Origin of the sequence: Aquimarina sp. MMG016 (assembly GCF_018100805.1) — a bacterium.
Classification (GTDB): Bacteria; Bacteroidota; Bacteroidia; order Flavobacteriales; family Flavobacteriaceae; genus Aquimarina.
This window is the reverse complement of sequence record NZ_JAGJEA010000005.1, coordinates 309,855-326,341: the sequence shown is the minus strand read 5'-3', so window position 1 is coordinate 326,341 and position 16,487 is coordinate 309,855. Positions and strand designations below refer to the sequence as shown.

16 protein-coding genes and 1 tRNA gene are annotated in these 16,487 nt (G+C 33.5%); 2 read left to right on the top strand and 15 right to left on the bottom strand.

The genetic code is table 11. The features are described 5' to 3' along the window. Positions 1–3: 3 nt before the first annotated feature. The 10 genes from J8M14_RS12585 to J8M14_RS12540 all read right to left on the bottom strand — a co-directional run bounded on the left by J8M14_RS12585 (position 4) and on the right by J8M14_RS12540 (position 7,523). Positions 4–411, bottom strand: a complete 408-nt coding sequence (locus J8M14_RS12585) for a GNAT family N-acetyltransferase (RefSeq protein WP_211074970.1) — start codon at positions 409–411, stop codon at positions 4–6. Beyond that, positions 411–1,028: a DUF4230 domain-containing protein gene (locus tag J8M14_RS12580; protein WP_211074969.1), complete on the bottom strand. Its 618-nt coding sequence runs from the start codon at positions 1,026–1,028 to the stop codon at positions 411–413. Before J8M14_RS12580 ends, J8M14_RS12585 begins: the two co-directional genes overlap by 1 nt. Position 1,029: 1 nt before the next feature. After that, positions 1,030–1,386, bottom strand: coding sequence for a DUF4260 domain-containing protein (locus J8M14_RS12575; RefSeq protein ID WP_211074968.1), 357 nt, complete (start codon positions 1,384–1,386; stop codon positions 1,030–1,032). Between the two features lie 2 nt (positions 1,387–1,388). Then, positions 1,389–2,135: a cyclase family protein gene (locus tag J8M14_RS12570; RefSeq protein ID WP_211074967.1), complete on the bottom strand. Its 747-nt coding sequence runs from the start codon at positions 2,133–2,135 to the stop codon at positions 1,389–1,391. After that, positions 2,132–2,929, bottom strand: coding sequence for a class I SAM-dependent methyltransferase (locus tag J8M14_RS12565; protein WP_211074966.1), 798 nt, complete (start codon positions 2,927–2,929; stop codon positions 2,132–2,134). The genes J8M14_RS12570 and J8M14_RS12565 overlap by 4 nt, the downstream gene beginning before the upstream one ends. Positions 2,930–2,942: 13 nt before the next feature. Next, a complete protein-coding gene (gene hemW, locus J8M14_RS12560) occupies positions 2,943–4,079 on the bottom strand; it encodes a radical SAM family heme chaperone HemW (protein WP_211075077.1) in 1,137 nt (378 codons plus the stop codon). 67 nt (positions 4,080–4,146) lie between these two features. Next, positions 4,147–4,704, bottom strand: coding sequence for a crossover junction endodeoxyribonuclease RuvC (gene ruvC / locus J8M14_RS12555; RefSeq protein WP_211074965.1), 558 nt, complete (start codon positions 4,702–4,704; stop codon positions 4,147–4,149). 56 nt (positions 4,705–4,760) lie between these two features. Continuing rightward, entirely contained in the window at positions 4,761–5,240 is a 480-nt protein-coding gene (locus tag J8M14_RS12550; RefSeq protein ID WP_211074964.1) for a hypothetical protein, read from the bottom strand. 88 nt (positions 5,241–5,328) lie between these two features. Continuing rightward, positions 5,329–7,152: a M56 family metallopeptidase gene (locus tag J8M14_RS12545; protein WP_211074963.1), complete on the bottom strand. Its 1,824-nt coding sequence runs from the start codon at positions 7,150–7,152 to the stop codon at positions 5,329–5,331. Positions 7,153–7,157: 5 nt separating this feature from the next. Next, a complete protein-coding gene (locus J8M14_RS12540; protein WP_211074962.1) occupies positions 7,158–7,523 on the bottom strand; it encodes a BlaI/MecI/CopY family transcriptional regulator in 366 nt (121 codons plus the stop codon). Between the two features lie 304 nt (positions 7,524–7,827). On the opposite strand from J8M14_RS12540, the gene J8M14_RS12535 reads away from it, so the two are divergent. After that, positions 7,828–8,328, top strand: coding sequence for a DUF456 domain-containing protein (locus J8M14_RS12535; protein ID WP_211074961.1), 501 nt, complete (start codon positions 7,828–7,830; stop codon positions 8,326–8,328). A 150-nt stretch (positions 8,329–8,478) separates the two neighbouring features. Here the strand turns inward: J8M14_RS12535 and J8M14_RS12530 are convergent. From J8M14_RS12530 to trxA, 3 genes are all read right to left on the bottom strand, one after another. Beyond that, positions 8,479–8,552, bottom strand: a tRNA-Asp gene (locus J8M14_RS12530). Positions 8,553–8,638: 86 nt separating this feature from the next. Next, entirely contained in the window at positions 8,639–9,568 is a 930-nt protein-coding gene (locus J8M14_RS12525; RefSeq protein ID WP_211074960.1) for a DUF58 domain-containing protein, read from the bottom strand. Positions 9,569–9,696: 128 nt separating this feature from the next. After that, entirely contained in the window at positions 9,697–10,014 is a 318-nt protein-coding gene (gene trxA / locus J8M14_RS12520) for a thioredoxin (RefSeq protein WP_103865399.1), read from the bottom strand. Positions 10,015–10,268: 254 nt separating this feature from the next. Here trxA and J8M14_RS12515 point away from each other — a divergent pair, with 254 nt between their 5' ends. Further along, positions 10,269–10,631 (top strand): hypothetical protein, encoded by a 363-nt coding sequence (locus tag J8M14_RS12515; RefSeq protein WP_211074959.1) that lies wholly within the window; start codon positions 10,269–10,271, stop codon positions 10,629–10,631. A gap of 3 nt (positions 10,632–10,634) precedes the next feature. Here J8M14_RS12515 and J8M14_RS12510 read toward each other — a convergent pair whose 3' ends face one another. Together J8M14_RS12510 and dnaE are read right to left on the bottom strand one after the other, a co-directional pair. Beyond that, positions 10,635–11,855: a multiheme c-type cytochrome gene (locus J8M14_RS12510; RefSeq protein WP_211074958.1), complete on the bottom strand. Its 1,221-nt coding sequence runs from the start codon at positions 11,853–11,855 to the stop codon at positions 10,635–10,637. A gap of 167 nt (positions 11,856–12,022) precedes the next feature. Then, on the bottom strand, positions 12,023–16,405 hold the full coding sequence (gene dnaE, locus J8M14_RS12505) for a DNA polymerase III subunit alpha (RefSeq protein ID WP_211074957.1): 4,383 nt from the start codon (positions 16,403–16,405) through the stop codon (positions 12,023–12,025). Positions 16,406–16,487: the final 82 nt, after the last annotated feature.

Genomic DNA, 16,487 nt, shown 5'->3' with positions numbered 1-16,487 from the left:
CTTTTAACGTTCTATAAGTTTACCCATAATCAATGAAGGATCAGGAAGTGGCTTGAACCCAAATTGTTGATATAAACCGTGAGCATCTTTAGTAGCTAACATCCATCTTTTTACATTTTGTAAATTCGGGTGTTCTACAATAGCTTGCATCAATTGTTTTGAATATCCTTTACCTCTATACTCTTCAACGATAAATACATCCATCAAGTATGCAAAAACTGTATAATCAGTTAAGATTCGGGCAAATCCAATTTGTTTGTTTTTATAATAAACCCCAAAACTCAAACAGTTATTAATACTAATTACGACCTCTTCACGAGTTCTCCCTTTTGCCCAATATGCATTGGTAAGAAATTGATGTATGAAGTCAATATCTAACCTTTTATGATCAGTTGAAATTTCTAAACTCATTATTCCTCTAGCTGTTTTGCGTTATCCTTATTATCTAATTCTAATGCAGAATAATCTAGTTCCCAGCCTATAGCTTGTGCAAGGGTTTCCATTAGAGAGATAGCTGTTAACGCTTCTCTCCTTGCAGATTCCATTAAACCGCTTTGCGGAATTTTATCTTTGATAAACTGTTTAGCTTCTTTGTTTAATTCTGTTAAGTCACCAGAGGTAAATGGATTTAACCAACCTTCTTTTTTATCATAGTATTTAAAATCGGTTTCTATGGTAAGTAATTTTGGTTGCGGAAAATGCGTAAGAATAATACGCTTGTTTTTGGTGTCACTTTCCAGTTTGACCTGGGATAAATCAAAACCGACATAAGCTTTAGCATCGATTACAATTAGTGCTTTTTTAGTTCCTGATAATAGTTTAAAAAATTTTTCTTTTACACTCTCGTAGTGATAAATTTCTGCAAAATCACCTTCAACAGTAATCAGTTTGCATACATTTTTTATTTTTTCCATCAACACTGTAGACTGTGAGCGTACAGTTGATCGATTTTTGGCAATACTGAATCTGGCAAAAATAAAATACGCTACGATAGCACCACCTAATAACCCTACAAATAATAATTCCATGCTAATTCTTTTTCCCTATTTCACCTAGGTGTGTAAATTTAAAACCTTTTTCGTACTTCAGACCATATCCTAGTATTCTATCAAAAGAAGCATGGCCAAAGAGAATAATGCCGGAAAACTGAAGTAATTCATTAGATACATAAACTCCTAGACCATATATTAATATTGCTAATCCTTTATGATGAAATAGATTGTAACAAAATGCACCTGCTTTATTATGTATAGCATATCCAATCATCCCAATATCCGGAGTGAGAAATAAAACTAAAAATAACCACCAAGGATAGGATAGTAAACTGAATAGATAAATACTTAATCCCAACATGGCAATCTCTTCAAGTTTTAATGTCGTTTTCATTATTATAATATTTTATATAGTACCGGTTTACTTGGGGAAGCGTCATTTTCGAATGAGGCAATCTGAAGATTTAATATATATTGTCCATCTCTGATATCATTGGCTACGTAAATCATCTCTGTTATAGTAGCTTGATATCTGGTTGATTCAGGATAATTCCAAAATGCTTTATGTGCCAATAACTTACCATTATCCTTTTCTTTATCGATGGAGGGTAAGTCGATCAGTAAATGCTCTATATCTAAATCTCTAATGTAAGAAGCAGCTTCTTCTGTAAGGTACGGCCAATTGGTATGAGAATATTGCTTATTAAGCTTATCTTCTTTATTAGGAAGTGTTCTTATGATTAGTGCTTTGGAGTTTTTTGAAGTAATTACAGTTTTGATTTGTTCTTTGGTAATTATGTAGTCTTCTTTTAGTTTTTTCGGTTTAACCGAAATAACTTCTGCTAAAAAGAAAAACTGTTTTAATGTTTGATTAATGCTGTGGAATTCAGGAGTGATATGACCTACACATTCGGTATGTGTTCCGTGTCCGTGTGGATTAAAAGAGATGTTATTAAAGTTTGTAGATGCTCCTTCAGATACTTTGCCAACCCAATCTCCATCTTTAACGGGTTCAATTTTAGGAGCTGATATATACCAGGCATTTATATTTTCTTCTGAAGCTCTAATAGGAATAGAAATATCAAGAGGTTTTGATAAATCGACAGTGTAGAATTGTTTGTTATACGTAATTCTTGTAATCATAAATTGTTTTTAGATTTTTTGATAACCATAAAAAGATAATCTCCATCTGTATTTTCATATTTTTTAATAATACGTTGTATGTTTCCTGAAACAATGTCTTGCTTCAAAATTTTTAGCCCTTTTTCAACTTCTTCAGTGTTAGCAAGGGACGAGAAAGAAGAAATTCCTTGCTGTACCTTAGGGTCAAAATATAGCTTAGGATTGTGCTTTCCAGAATAAAGAAATAGATCGCGCAAATCTGGTTGGATAAAATATTTTTCAGTGATTTCAATTTCCAGGTTATTGATCTTAAGTGTATCTTCAATTACTTCGTAAGAAGGCATCTGATTTTTTGAATCTTCTAGCATTTTCGGAAAATAATGATTCAGCCAATATCCATTCATTTGAGAGGGAGTAGCCGTAAAAACTACAATTTTGCCATTAGGTTTTAAAATTCTATTGAGCTCAGAAAAACCCTGTTTTAAATCCGTCCAATGATGTAATGTTAAACTGGCAATAATCCCATTAATACTTTCGTTGGGTAAATCAATTTTTTCGGCTTTGCCTATTTTCCATGTTATAGTATCATTTTTGGCCTTTGCCTTTTCCAGCATTTTGTATGAAGGGTCAATACCTATAAATTGATAACCTTTTTTGGCGAATTCATTAGTATAATTACCAGTACCACATCCAATATCCAGATAGGTTTCTTTTGAATTAGGATCGAGGTGAAAAAGTAATCGACTGAAGAGATAAGGATCTGCTTTTCTTGTTGTATTGTAATCAATCCCTATGATATCGTACTTTTCTTTCACAGCCCATATTTTGCTACCCTAAATTTACTAAGAAAAGATCACTTGCAATACCGTCACTAAGAAACTTTCCTTTTTTGGTAACTAATAGTTTGTCTTTGTCCAAAAACAATAAATGTTCATCGAGATGTTTCTTAGCTTGTAGCAGAAGATGTTCTTTATGTTTATTACCAAATTCTTTTTCTACTTTGTCTAAAGAAACTCCCCAAATTGTCCTTAAACCAGTCATCACGTATTCGTTATACCGATCTATAGTTGTTAAGTCTTCTGTCTCATTAGGAAGCTCGTTTTGCTGTAGAGCTTTGATGTATTTTATGTTGTTTTTGATATTCCAACTTCGTTGTTTACCACTGTATGAATGCGCAGAAGGGCCAATACCCAAATACTTTTTGCCTTGCCAATACGCAGTGTTATTCTTACTAAAGAAACCAGATTTTCCAAAATTGGAGAGTTCATAATGTTCAAAATCGTTATTTTCTAAGGTTTCTACTAAAACCTCAAAATGTTGTTGAGCGAGATGATCATCAACAGGTGGGATTTCTCCTTTTTCGATCAATTTAGGTAATGCAGTATTAGGTTCTACCGTTAAAGCATAACAAGAAATATGCGGTACTCCAGAATCCAAAGCCTGTTGAATATTCTGTTTCCAACGTTCCGTAGACATATTAGGAACACCATAAATTAGATCTATCGAAATATTCTCAAACTCGCGAGTCGCTAGGGACAAGCAATGCAGAGCTTCTTGAGCATTATGAGCACGGTTCATAATTTTCAGGTCTTCATCAAAGAAGGACTGAATCCCAATACTTAGTCTATTGACTTGAGTTTTTGCTAATGCTTTGATATTTTCTTCGGTAAGATCATCTGGGTTAGCTTCTATAGTAATTTCGGCATCATCGGCTACTAGGTAGTTTTCATAAATAGTGTCAATAATAAACCGAAGAGCACTAACTGATAATACTGTCGGTGTTCCTCCACCAAAGTAAATGGTTTGAATCTCTTCGTAATCATCAATTTCTGGTCTTCGAAGCTTAATTTCATTACAAATAGCAAATACCATCTGATCTTTCTTTTCCAACGAAGTTGAAAAATGAAAATCACAATAATGACATGCTTGTTTGCAAAATGGGATATGGATGTAGATACCGCTGATAATTTTAGATTTTAGAGTGTGATTTATGAAATTTATATAATCTGAAATCAAATATCGTAATTCGTAACTACTTTTTTACTCTTTTCTCATTCTGTTTTACAAAAGCTGCCCAGCCCGTATAACTTTTACCCACAATATCTGCTCTACCCATATTATAAAAGTGGCAAACTGCAGCAGCTAATCCATCAGTAGAATCCAGATTTTTTGGTAAAGTTTTGAGTTGTAAAAGGCTTTGTAGCATTTTGGCAACTTGTTCTTTACTGGCGTTACCATTTCCTGTAATGGCCATTTTTATTTTTTTTGGAGAATACTCTGTAATTGGTACTTCACGGCTTAATCCTGCAGCCATAGCTACTCCTTGAGCACGACCTAATTTAAGCATAGATTGCACGTTTTTACCAAAGAAAGGAGCTTCAATAGCGATTTCATCAGGATGATAAGTATCTATGAGTTCTACTGTTCTCTCAAAAATAAGCTTTAGTTTTAGGTAATGATCATCATATTTACTCAGTTGCAATTCGTTCAATTGCAGAAAAGACATTTTTTTATTGACAACTTTTATGAGCCCAAAACCCATTATTGTAGTTCCCGGATCAATACCTAATATGATTTTTTCTTTAGTCAAAAGGAAATTTTACATTGTGTTTTACAAAACTACATAATTCAAACTAAGCAAAACTATTAATCAATATCTATTACCAAAGGAAGTTTATAGCGTGCTGAGGTTGGAGTCCCTCTTGTATGTGCAGGTTCAGCTTCTGGAAGGGAACTAATACTGGCTTCTAAAACAGTCTTAAAATCAGGAACTTGATTCTGAATGATGTCTGGCAGTAAAAATTCTTCTAGAATAATCTCTCCGTCTTTTGTAATTAGTAATGGAACCCAAACCGTATCATTGATAGCTTCTTGCACCTTAAAAGTATGATCTATCAGGTGATCCTGAATATGTTTGGTAATCGTATTTTGGAAACACCGTTCGAGTTCTTTTTCTGTTTTGTATTGACAAGTTTTGAATAGAGGAGGTTGATCCACTTCATTTTTATCTACCTCACTCCACTTTTTTTGAATGATATCTTTGCGATTATCTTTTTTAAAAACAAAGTTATCACATGAAGTGGATGTGAGCACAATTAAATAAATATACCAATATCTCTTACTCATTATTTGTTATGCAATTTAGCAAATAGCAAACTACATAATTTTTTTGATAGTATGAAGATCTTATGGGGCGGTTATTTTTTAATAGCTTTTATTTTCCATATACTTTTAGAATATACATATCTCCATAGTATCTTTTATCCAGATTATTTAATAGTTTCTTTTTTGCTTCTTCTAGTGTGTCGTATCTTCCAAGATAGACGTAAGAGTACCCATCTTTTGGGTTTTTAAACATTTTTGCAGGAAGCCCTAATTCATTGAATTTTTTAAGCATTTTATCAAGATAATTTTTATGCTTAAAAATATTAGTGATCAAATAATATCCTGATTTAATATCATGATCCAGATGCTCAGTTAAGTTTTCTGAGATTATATTACCTTCTGTAATCACAGGTTTTTTTTGAATTTTGTTTTCTTCCGTCTTAGCAGAATTAAAGAACACGATAGGTAAGGTGTATAAAACAGAAACTTTTTGTCCTTTATGTTCTCCAGGAATCATCTGTGGCAGTAACTTAATTACTCGAGTAGCTTCTTTTTGCATTTCTGGTGCTGGACCACGAGCTTGTATATCTGCTATGTTTCCTAGCGTGTCAATTTTGAAACGTACATAGATTCTATTCATATCCGGTTGCGCATATTTACGCATTTCCGCTATGTTGAAGTTTTCGTTTACGAATTTTTTGATTTCATCAGATACACATTTTTTGCGCTCGGTATTATCGGCAATATCTTTGCAAGATTCTGTAGTTGGTGTTTTTTCAACCTCATCAAAAGGAAAATCTAATTTTTGAGGAATTACAGTGTGTTTAGTATTTCTAGTTTTGTTATTAATTTCTTCTGAAAGCTTATTTTCAAGCTCTTTTTTCTCAGTGTCATTAATAGATATAGGAGCTTCCGTATTTTTGGTGCTTTTCGGATCTATATTTGTACCAGTAGTGTTGTTTTTTTGAAGGTTGTTATAATGGATTTTATTTGTTTCACTTTGTAACTTATCTGTCGTCTGTTTATTCATTGGTGGAATTAAACTTTCTTGATCTTTAACAAAAGAACTTAGTACAATCATTAGAGTAAGAATAGGTAATATTACCAAGTATTTATATTTTACGATAGCTTTGGATTTAGATTTTTGCAACATTAATATTCGTTTTTTGAGTAAAGAGTGATTATAAAATTGATTAATGAACTTTATATCTTCGGTATCAAAGACAGTATTTAATAATTGTTCATAGTATTTTCTTTTTCCAAGAACTCCAACACTTTTTGCATCAGCAATAAATTCGTGTAATGTATTTATATTGGATTGATAAACATATACCAAAGGGTTAAACCAGAAGATGATTTTTAGCATTTCGAACCATAATAGATCTAATGAATGTTTTTGTTCCAGGTGTACAATCTCATGGGCGATAATCCGTTCTTTTTCTAATTGAGGTATTCTGTCTCCGAGATAAATTGTGTTCCAAAAAGAGAATGCATCTTTGCTTTTAGGTAAAGTAAGTAGTTTGTAATTCCCGATTTTGGTATGAGTAGAATGAGTTCTAAGTTTTCTGAGTTTTACACTTTTTGAAATTAGATGCAAAAGCATTAGAATTACACCGCTAACATAAATTACAATCCACCAGTTTATATTATCGAAGATATAAGAGGTGTTTTGTATAGTAGTTACTGTCTCTGCAGCTAGAATATTTTCTGGCTGTTGACCTATAAAAATAGTTGGTAGATTAACTGCATATTCTTCAGGGATATTTTCTTGAATGCTTTTGATTTTTATAAAAGGCAATACAAATGATAGTACAGATGTAATAAGTAAATAAGCTCTGTTTAAAGAGAAAAAAGTATCCTTTTTATGAAATACATCATAAATGATGAGGAATAATAGCTGAAACAGTAGGGTTTGTAAGATATAGTAGAGCATGATAATTATTTTTCTTCTTCTTTATCTATTTCAGTTAGAATTTTTTCCAGATCCTTGATATCCATGTCATTCTTTTTTACAAAAAAGGAAACCATATTTCTAAAAGAACCATTAAAGTAGTTGTTCATCAACTTGTTTAATGATTGATTGCTGTACTCTTCTTTTTTAACTACAGGGAAATAGATATACCCTTTTCCTTCCTTACGATGAGATACAAAAGCTTTGTTTTCCAAAATTCTAATAATAGTGGAAATTGTGTTGTATGCGGGTTTAGGGTCTGACATCTGGCCAATTATAGAAGCTACATTAGCTTCTTCTAACCGCCATAACAATTGCATTACTTCTTCCTCTGCTTTGGTAAGTTGCTTCATGATTTTTAACTAAAAAATTAGTTGAATGAGACAAATATAGGAAATATTTTGTTTCAACTAATTTTTTAGTTAAAAAAACAAACCAGTGTTGTTTTGCAATATTTAGTTTAAATAAACTGAAGATGAGTTATCAATTTCCTGTTAACCGTTCTCCCAGAATCTTTATATCACTTTCTTTAATATTAAATAAAATTGGTAAGGTGTGATATTTTTTTGAGCTATATTTTTATTGAAACTTAACTTTTGGATGAAACTTAAGTAACAAATCTGTGACATTTTCGTCACATAGACAATTGTATAGATTATGGATATAGTTTTAGTAGTAGTAGGTTTTCTTTTTTGTGTTTTGGGAATAGTAGGTAGTTTTCTTCCTGTATTACCGGGGCCGTTTACTTCGTGGATTGGCTTATTAATACTTCATTTTACCAAGGCGATACCTCAAAATTGGACTTTTTTAGGAATTACACTTGGTGTCTCGATTTTGGTATGGGTGTTGGATTATATTGTGCCAGCCCTGGGGACTAAGAAATTTGGCGGAACTAAATATGGAATGATAGGTAGTTCTCTTGGTCTTATTATTGGTCTGCTATTTCTTGGGCCGTTTGGGATTATTATTGGGCCTTTTGCGGGGGCGTTTATTGGTGAGATTATTAAAAACAGCGAAGATTCTTCAAAAGCACTAAAAGCTGCATTTGGATCTTTTATAGGTTTTTTGGCGGGAACATTATTAAAGTTTATCGTTTCTGTATGGTTTGCCGTGCTTTATTTTCAAAAAGTATGGGAATATAAAGAAGGGTTATTTTGAAAAGATCATAAATTAAAAAAAGCCTCTCCAAATTTATATGGAAAAGCTTCTCATTGGTTTACTACTAAACCGCTCACGCTAGGCGTGAGACAACACAACATTTTCTTGCTAAAAAAAGCTTCAATTATAATTGAAGCTTTAGCAATTTTGCGGTCTGGACGGGACTCGAACCCGCGACCCCCTGCGTGACAGGCAGGTATTCTAACCAACTGAACTACCAGACCAAGGCCTTATTGCGGATGCAAATATACACCTCATTTTATTACCCGCAAATGTTTTTTTTGTTTTTTTTATATTTTATATTTTGTAATCACGCAAACTTCTGTCTTTCAACTAAATATGTTGTGAGAATTTTATCAAAATCTTTTGTGGTGTCTGCAGCTACATACTTTATTCCGTATTGAGCACATTTCATTTTTAGATCATAAAAATAATCAGCAACTTCTTTTCGGTAATTATCCTTGATATTATCGGCGTATAGGTTAATAAATTCTCCAGTTTCAACATCTACGTATCGAGTGGGGCGATTACTAAAATCAAAATTCAATTCTTTTTCGCTATCAAAAGTGTGGAACAAAATAACTTCGTGTTTATTATATTTTAAATGTCTAAGTGCTTCAAATAATTTATCAGGGCTAGAGGTTGCTTGTAGCATATCTGTAAATAAAAAAATCAGAGATCTGCGATGTATTTTTTCAGCAATTAAATGCAAAAAACTGTAAGTATCTGTTTTTTTAGACTCAGTTGTATGGATTAGTGTATTGTTAAGAGTGTTTAATAACATTTGGTGATGTCTTTCACTTCCTTTTTCAGGAGCGTAATAATCATATTGGTCACTATAAATACTGAGCCCTATAGCGTCTCGTTGTTTTTTTAAGATATTCATTAAACAAGCAGTTGCTAATACAGCAAAACTAATCTTATTCAAAGATCCTAAATGATGTTCCTTTACTTTTGGAAAATGCATTGAAGAGGAATTGTCAATAATGATGTGACACCTTAGATTAGTCTCTTCTTCATATCTTTTAGTAAAAAGTTTATCGGTTTTAGCATATAATTTCCAATCAATATGCTTAGTACTTTCGCCGTTGTTATATACTTTATGCTCTGCAAATTCTGCAGAAAAACCATGGAATGGGCTTTTATGCATTCCTGAAATAAAACCTTCGACTACTTGTTTAGCTAATAGCTCTAGATTAGTAAAACCTCCGGTTTTGTTTATTTCTTTTTGAATATCCATGGAATAAAATAGAAGCTTTTGTTTATTTAATGATTACTGCAAACAATATACGTATAACTACTATATAATGCACAAAAAAAGGTTTGACACTTTGCCAAACCTTTTTTGATTTAATAATATGTACTTTTTTATAAAAGAGAGTCTAATGCCTCTGCATATACGTTTTTAGGAGATACTCCAACCTGACGTCCTACAACTTCACCATTTTGGAAAACCAAAACAGTTGGGATGTTTCTTACTCCATATTTTGCAGCAAATTCTTGATTCGCATCAACATCTACTTTTCCTACAACAGCTTTCCCGTCATATTCGTCACTAATTTGCTCGATAATTGGACCTACCATTCTACAAGGGCCACACCATGCTGCCCAAAAGTCAACAAGTACAGGTTTATCACTTTTAAGTACTACTTCATCAAAAGTAGCATCTGTTATTTCTAGTGCCATAGTTATCTATTTTGTTTAAAAATTTTATTTATTTTAAATATTCACAAAATTAGTCAATAATTCTGCGAAAGCTTACAACCCTGATATTTGTTTTAGCTATAGGGTTATTTAATTTACTGATACCTAAAGTATAGTTGAGTTCTATTCTTTAGCTAATACCTTATGTAAAGCAATAATAGGGATTAAATTTCAAAATAAGAAGGAGAGGGTGTTCAAAATAAAATTAACATTATATTTGTATGTATGATTTATAGATGATGAAAGAAACCCAATTATCTTACTGTGACTTAATTTTTAAAGAATCTCATGCAATTTTAGTGATGCGTGAAGGCTCTGCCATTACTATTGAGACGGCAAGTGAAATTACCTCTTATCTAGAAGAATACTATAAAGGTAGAAATTTTATATTCATAACTCATAGAAAATACCCCCATGACATAGACCTTAATGTCTATAAAGGTAGAATTCTAAAGAATATGATTGGATTTGCTATTGTTTCTGAAAATCCTGAAGAAGTAAAAAGAGCGATGCAAGAACAGCCGCTTTGGAATGAGGCCTTTACTTTTTTTAAAGATCTTGAAGAAGCCGAAAACTGGGCAAGAAGTTTTTTTGATTAAAAATTAGTCTGAAGTTTTATTATATATCCCTATAAAATGTGTTCTTACCTGAACTGAGACTTCATCTTTTTCTGAGACTTGTATTTTCATAATTTTACTGTTGACCAATGGCATATGACATTGCACACAATTATTCCCCATTTTCTTGATTTCATTTTTGTTCCCCGAACAGTTTATAGGTTTTTTCTGTGTAGTGTGACAATCTATACATTTTTGGTTGAATACAGCGATATTACCTCTTTCCTTTTTATGTGGATTATGACAAGTTGTACAATCGAGAGTAGCACTTTTTTTAAAACATTGACTTGCTTTTAATAAATCATATTGATTTCCATGAACATCTAAGTCTTCAAGATTGGTTTCATTGTAATCAGAAGAAGAGAAGTTAGCTAAGGTGTCTCCGATCATAAATGTAAAAGCACGTTCTGTGGCCTTGGTTCTTAAACCAGAATGACAAAGCGCACAGGCATCTAATCTTTGTTGACGTGTGAGAGAACTGTATTTGAGAATATGTTTTGCAGTTTTTTCTTTTGGATGCTGTTTGTGAAATTTTACGTGTTTAATTACCGAGCCATGACAACGTTGACAATCTATGCCGTAGACTATGTTTGTTTTATGGAACTGATTTCCATTTTTGTTTCCTGATGTATTTTGAGCATAAGTGGTATGGCATTCTAGACATCTTTCTATAACAGGCCTTGCTGGTGTTAACTTATCTGGTGCTCCAGGGCTGTTGATCCAACTATTGGTTGGTGTAAAGTAAGAAGCCTGCAATTGAAATAAATTGTTTTTATTCCACATCAAGTATGATTGCCCTTTTGTACCTGATCCTATAACAAGATCCATCTTAGCAGCATAAAAAGGAGTGCTTTGTTTCTTGATAATTGGTTCCTGATAAAACCCTGAACTTCGTTTTATCATATTAAAAATTACATTTTCATTAAGTCTGAAGCTATTATGTTCTTTTTTAAAACTGCCTTTTATAGTTTCGTCATTTGCAACTTTTAGAGAATTATAATGTGCTGTTTTATAATGATCCTCTACAATCTGTTGATGACATTCTATGCAAGTAGAGGAATCTATAAATTCCATTCCGTTATCATGGGTTGCAATAGGGGTGATGTCTACATATACGTTTTTTGTATGCTTGTATAGGGTTAAAAAAAAGATAAGGCAACAGATTATAATTGCTAGTGTAGTGATGATGAATATCTTTTTTTGCATAGGTGATAGTGAATAAACCTATTACAATATAAAGGTATTTTTACAGATAACTGAGCAAATCTATAATGTGTTTATAAAATCAACAAAACTTTTTCTCCATACAATTTAATGCATTGAGTAAAATGTTGTTGATAAATAATATTCGAATATCAAATGATACATTGTTTCTAATTCAATTTATAGTAAACAGAATCATTTTCCAATGCTGTGAGTAATTCTGGAGATATGTTTACCTTTTGTTTTCGACTTGGCATATGTAATTTTAGTTTTTCAGCCATTTCGAAAATTACAAAATTCAGCGTATGATTTCCAGAATGTTCTGTCAGTAATTCTTTTAAATTATCAATTCTTGAGTCCGACAAATCATTAATGTCTAGCTGGATAGTTAATTTCTTTGCGTAGCTTTCCATGACATCGTGTAATAGTTGGAAACTATTAAACTGAATTCTTGGATCACCTTTTTTACCTGTATCACGATTAACCCAGCCTTCTTTGATAAAAGCTTTGACATAAACAAAGGTACTTTGAACCAAAAATGGACGATGTTTTAGATAATCTTCGCCAAAAACTCTAAACTCGTGAGCTGTATTATAGTCTTCTATTGTAAAAGTTGCCCAACCTTTACCATTTTTTGAAGTACGGTGTTCTACACCAGTAATTACTCCACCGAATGAGATTTCACGATTCAGATTGTTTTCTAGATCTGCAAAATTGAGTAAAGTGCCATTGCAGAAGTATTTCATTTCGTATTTAAAATCATCTAGCGGGTGCCCTGAGAGATAAATACCTACAACCTCTTTTTCTCTGGCAAGTTTTTCCATGGTTCCCCATTCTTCGCATGGAGGGACTATCGGCTCCGGGATTTGAACATCGCTAGATTCTCCAAACAAGCTTACCTGAGATGAGTTTTCATTTTCCTGATATTTAGCCCCATATTTCATGGCTTTTTCGAGAAAAGTAATACTATCCCCATCCTGATGGAAATATTGTCCTCGATGAGTATTTGCAAAAGAATCAAATCCTCCTGCTAGCGCTAAACTTTCAAAGGCCTTTTTATTGGCAGCCCTGAGGTCAATACGTTTGGCCATATCAAAAATGGATTTATAATGTCCATCTTTTCTGTTTTCTACTATAGTAGCAACTGCACCAGTACCTACTCCTTTAATAGCTCCCATCCCAAATCGTACCGCACCGTCTTTGTTTACTGAAAACTTTCGATAAGATTCATTAACATCAGGTCCTAAAACATCTAACTTCATTCGCTTACATTCTTCCATAAAGAAAGTAACTTGTTTGATGTCGTTCATGTTATTGGATAACACTGCAGCCATATATTCTGCAGGGTAATGAGCTTTGAGATATGCAGTTTGATAAGCAATCCAAGCATAACAAGTAGAGTGGGACTTGTTAAAAGCATATGCAGCAAAGGCTTCCCAATCTTTCCATATTTTCTCTAGTTTATCTTCTGCATGTCCTTTGGCAGATGCCTGAGAGATAAACTTAGGTTTCATCTTATCCAGTACTGCTTTTTGTTTTTTACCCATTGCTTTACGCAATACATCAGCTTCACCTTTGGTGAAATCAGCTAGCTTTTGCGAAAGTAACATTACCTGCTCTTGGTATACTGTGATTCCGTAGGTTTCTTTCAGGTATTCTTCGCAAGCTTCTAAGTCATAAATAATCTCTTCGGTACCATGTTTTCTGTTAATGAAACTAGGGATGTATTCTAAAGGACCTGGACGATACAATGCATTCATAGCAATGAGATCTGCAAAAACTGTAGGTTTCAGTTCCTTCATATATTTTTGCATCCCAGGAGATTCATATTGGAATATTCCTACAGTTTCCCCGCGTTGGAAGAGTGCATAAGTCTCTTCATCGTCTAGCGGAAAGTTTTCCGGATCGAGTTCTATACCATGCTTTGCTTTGACAATCTTCACGGTATCCTTAATAAGGGTTAAGGTTTTCAGTCCCAGGAAATCCATTTTTAGTAACCCTGCATTTTCTACTACAGAGTTATCAAACTGGGTGCAGTACATGTCAGAATCCTTTGCTAATGCCACAGGAACGAATTTGGTAATGTCATCAGGTGTAATGATTACCCCACAGGCGTGAATTCCAGTATTTCTTACTGAACCTTCTAATACACGTGCTTGATTCAGTGTTTCAGCCTCTAGGTCTGAACCTTCAGCAATATTTAGGAGCTCATTGACTTTTTCGAGTTCATCACTTCTAAATTTTTTCTTTAAGGTAGCTTCGTCTACTCCAAAAATCTTTCCAAGTTTAGACATATTCGGAATTAACTTGGCAATACGATCCGCATCTCCTAAAGGAAGATCTAGTACACGTGCAGTATCTCTAATAGAAGATTTTGCTGCCATAGTACCGTAGGTAATGATTTGTGCTACTTGATTTGCCCCATATTTTTCAATTACATAATCCATGACACGACCTCGTCCTTCATCATCAAAATCAATATCAATATCAGGCATACTTACACGATCCGGATTCAAGAATCTCTCAAAAAGTAAATCATACTTAATTGGATCAAGATTGGTAATCCATAAGCAATAAGCTACTGCAGAACCGGCAGCTGATCCACGTCCTGGGCCTACCGAAACCCCCATATCACGGGCGGCTCGAATAAAGTCTTCTACAATTAAGAAGTATCCTGGATACCCTGTTTTTTCGATTACTTTTAGTTCAAAATCTAATCGCTCATCAATTTCTGGAGTGATTTCTTCATAGCGAATCTTTGCACCTTCATATGTAATATGTCTTAAATATGCATTTTCACCTCTTTTCCCACCATCTACTTTATCTTCTTCAAACTGAAACTTTTCCGGAATATCAAAAGCAGGTAATAATACGTCTCTAGCTAATACAAAAGGTTCTATCTTATCCACGATTTCCTGGATATTGATAACGGCTTCAGGAAGATCTTTAAATAAAGTTTTCATTTCCTCTGAAGACTTGAAATAATATTCCTGATTAGGTAATCCGTAACGATAACCTCTTCCACGTCCAATTGGTGTTGCCTGCTTTTCGCCATCTTTTACACATAGTAAAATGTCATGGGCGTTCGCATCCTCTTTCTCGCAATAATATGTGTTATTGGTAGCAACTATCTTGATATCATGCTTTTTACCAAAATTGATCAATACTTGGTTTACCCTTTTTTCATCTTCCTGGTTATGACGCATAATCTCAATATATAGATCATCACCAAACTCTTCTTTCCACCATAACAAGGCTTCTTCAGCTTGTTTTTCTCCAATGTTTAATACTTTACTAGGAACCTCTCCGTAAAGGTTTCCTGTAAGTACAATGATGTCTTCTTTATATTGTTTGATTACTTCTTTATCAATTCTTGGCAAATAGTAAAACCCATCTACAAATCCAATGGAAGACATTTTTGCTAGGTTATGATATCCGTTTTTGTTTTTGGCAAGCATCACAATTTGATACCCATTATCTTTTCTGGATTTATCTGTATGATTTTCGCAGACAAAAAACTCACAACCTACAATAGGTTTGATTTCTATACCTGTGGGTGCTGAACCATTTTCAATTGCTTCTTCATTAGCTGCCTTTACTGCTTTGTTATGATTTGTTACTGCAGAAACAAAATGAAACGCTCCCATCATATTGGCGTGATCAGTCATTGCGACAGCATTCATTTTATGCTTTGCCGTTACTTTTACTAAGCCTGGAATACTTGTGGTGGATTGTAATACTGAAAACTGAGTGTGATTATGTAAGTGAGTAAAATTTATTTCGTCAAGTGCGGCTAGGTTATCGTCAATCTCCTGCTGCGACAGATCAGATCCAACTTGTTTTTCCAGGGCTTCTCGTATTTTTTGAGAAGCTTTTTTTAGATTAATATGTTTTAAACCTATGATTTGTATAGGTTCAGGATTAGCTTCTGCAAAATTTTGAAAATAATCCGGTTGAACATCAAGTTCTTCTTGGGTGAATATTTGTTTACGGATTAACTCCAGAAAACAGCGCGTAGTAGCTTCTACATCGGCTGTTGCATTATGCGCTTCTCCAAACGCAGTGCCAAAAAGATGTTGGTGTAATTCTGTTAATGTAGGCAACTTGTATTTTCCTCCACGTCCTCCGGGAATCTGACATAGTTCTGCTGTAGTTTCTGTACAGGTGTCAAGCACCGGGAGTTCCTGAAGCTGATTATCAACTCCTAAGCGATAAAACTCGGCTCCCATGATATTGACATCAAAACCAACATTTTGTCCTACAATAAATTTGGTTTTGGATAAAACTGTATTGAATTTTTCTAAAACCTCCTCAAGAGTAATACCATCCTGAGCGGCCAACTCCGTTGATATGCCATGAATTTTCTCAGCATCATAAGGGATGTTAAAACCTTCTGGTTGTACTAAATAGTCCTGGTGTTCGATACAATTGCCCATAGCATCATGCAACTGCCATGCAATTTGTATACATCTTGGCCAGTTATCAGAATCGCTAATAGGAGCATCCCATCGTTTAGGTAATCCGGTGGTTTCGGTATCAAAGACTAAGTACATAAAATATGTTTGGAGAAAGTTATAACCTTACAATTAACCTTCAAAAATAATTAAAATTAAGAGGTGGTCTTCAGAAAAGTTA

What these genes read in the sequence shown, in the direction of transcription:
- J8M14_RS12585 (WP_211074970.1), bottom strand. Translation starts at nt 411, where the DNA reads ATGAGTTTAGAAATTTCAACTGATCATAAAAGGTTAGATATTGACTTC.
- J8M14_RS12580 (WP_211074969.1), bottom strand. Translation starts at nt 1,028, where the DNA reads ATGGAATTATTATTTGTAGGGTTATTAGGTGGTGCTATCGTAGCGTAT.
- J8M14_RS12575 (WP_211074968.1), bottom strand. Translation starts at nt 1,386, where the DNA reads ATGAAAACGACATTAAAACTTGAAGAGATTGCCATGTTGGGATTAAGT.
- J8M14_RS12570 (WP_211074967.1), bottom strand. Translation starts at nt 2,135, where the DNA reads ATGATTACAAGAATTACGTATAACAAACAATTCTACACTGTCGATTTA.
- J8M14_RS12550 (WP_211074964.1), bottom strand. Translation starts at nt 5,240, where the DNA reads ATGAGTAAGAGATATTGGTATATTTATTTAATTGTGCTCACATCCACT.
- J8M14_RS12545 (WP_211074963.1), bottom strand. Translation starts at nt 7,152, where the DNA reads ATGCTCTACTATATCTTACAAACCCTACTGTTTCAGCTATTATTCCTC.
- J8M14_RS12540 (WP_211074962.1), bottom strand. Translation starts at nt 7,523, where the DNA reads ATGAAGCAACTTACCAAAGCAGAGGAAGAAGTAATGCAATTGTTATGG.
- J8M14_RS12535 (WP_211074961.1), top strand. Translation starts at nt 7,828, where the DNA reads ATGGATATAGTTTTAGTAGTAGTAGGTTTTCTTTTTTGTGTTTTGGGA.
- J8M14_RS12525 (WP_211074960.1), bottom strand. Translation starts at nt 9,568, where the DNA reads ATGGATATTCAAAAAGAAATAAACAAAACCGGAGGTTTTACTAATCTA.
- trxA (WP_103865399.1), bottom strand. Translation starts at nt 10,014, where the DNA reads ATGGCACTAGAAATAACAGATGCTACTTTTGATGAAGTAGTACTTAAA.
- J8M14_RS12515 (WP_211074959.1), top strand. Translation starts at nt 10,269, where the DNA reads ATGATGAAAGAAACCCAATTATCTTACTGTGACTTAATTTTTAAAGAA.
- J8M14_RS12510 (WP_211074958.1), bottom strand. Translation starts at nt 11,855, where the DNA reads ATGCAAAAAAAGATATTCATCATCACTACACTAGCAATTATAATCTGT.
- dnaE (WP_211074957.1), bottom strand. Translation starts at nt 16,405, where the DNA reads ATGTACTTAGTCTTTGATACCGAAACCACCGGATTACCTAAACGATGG.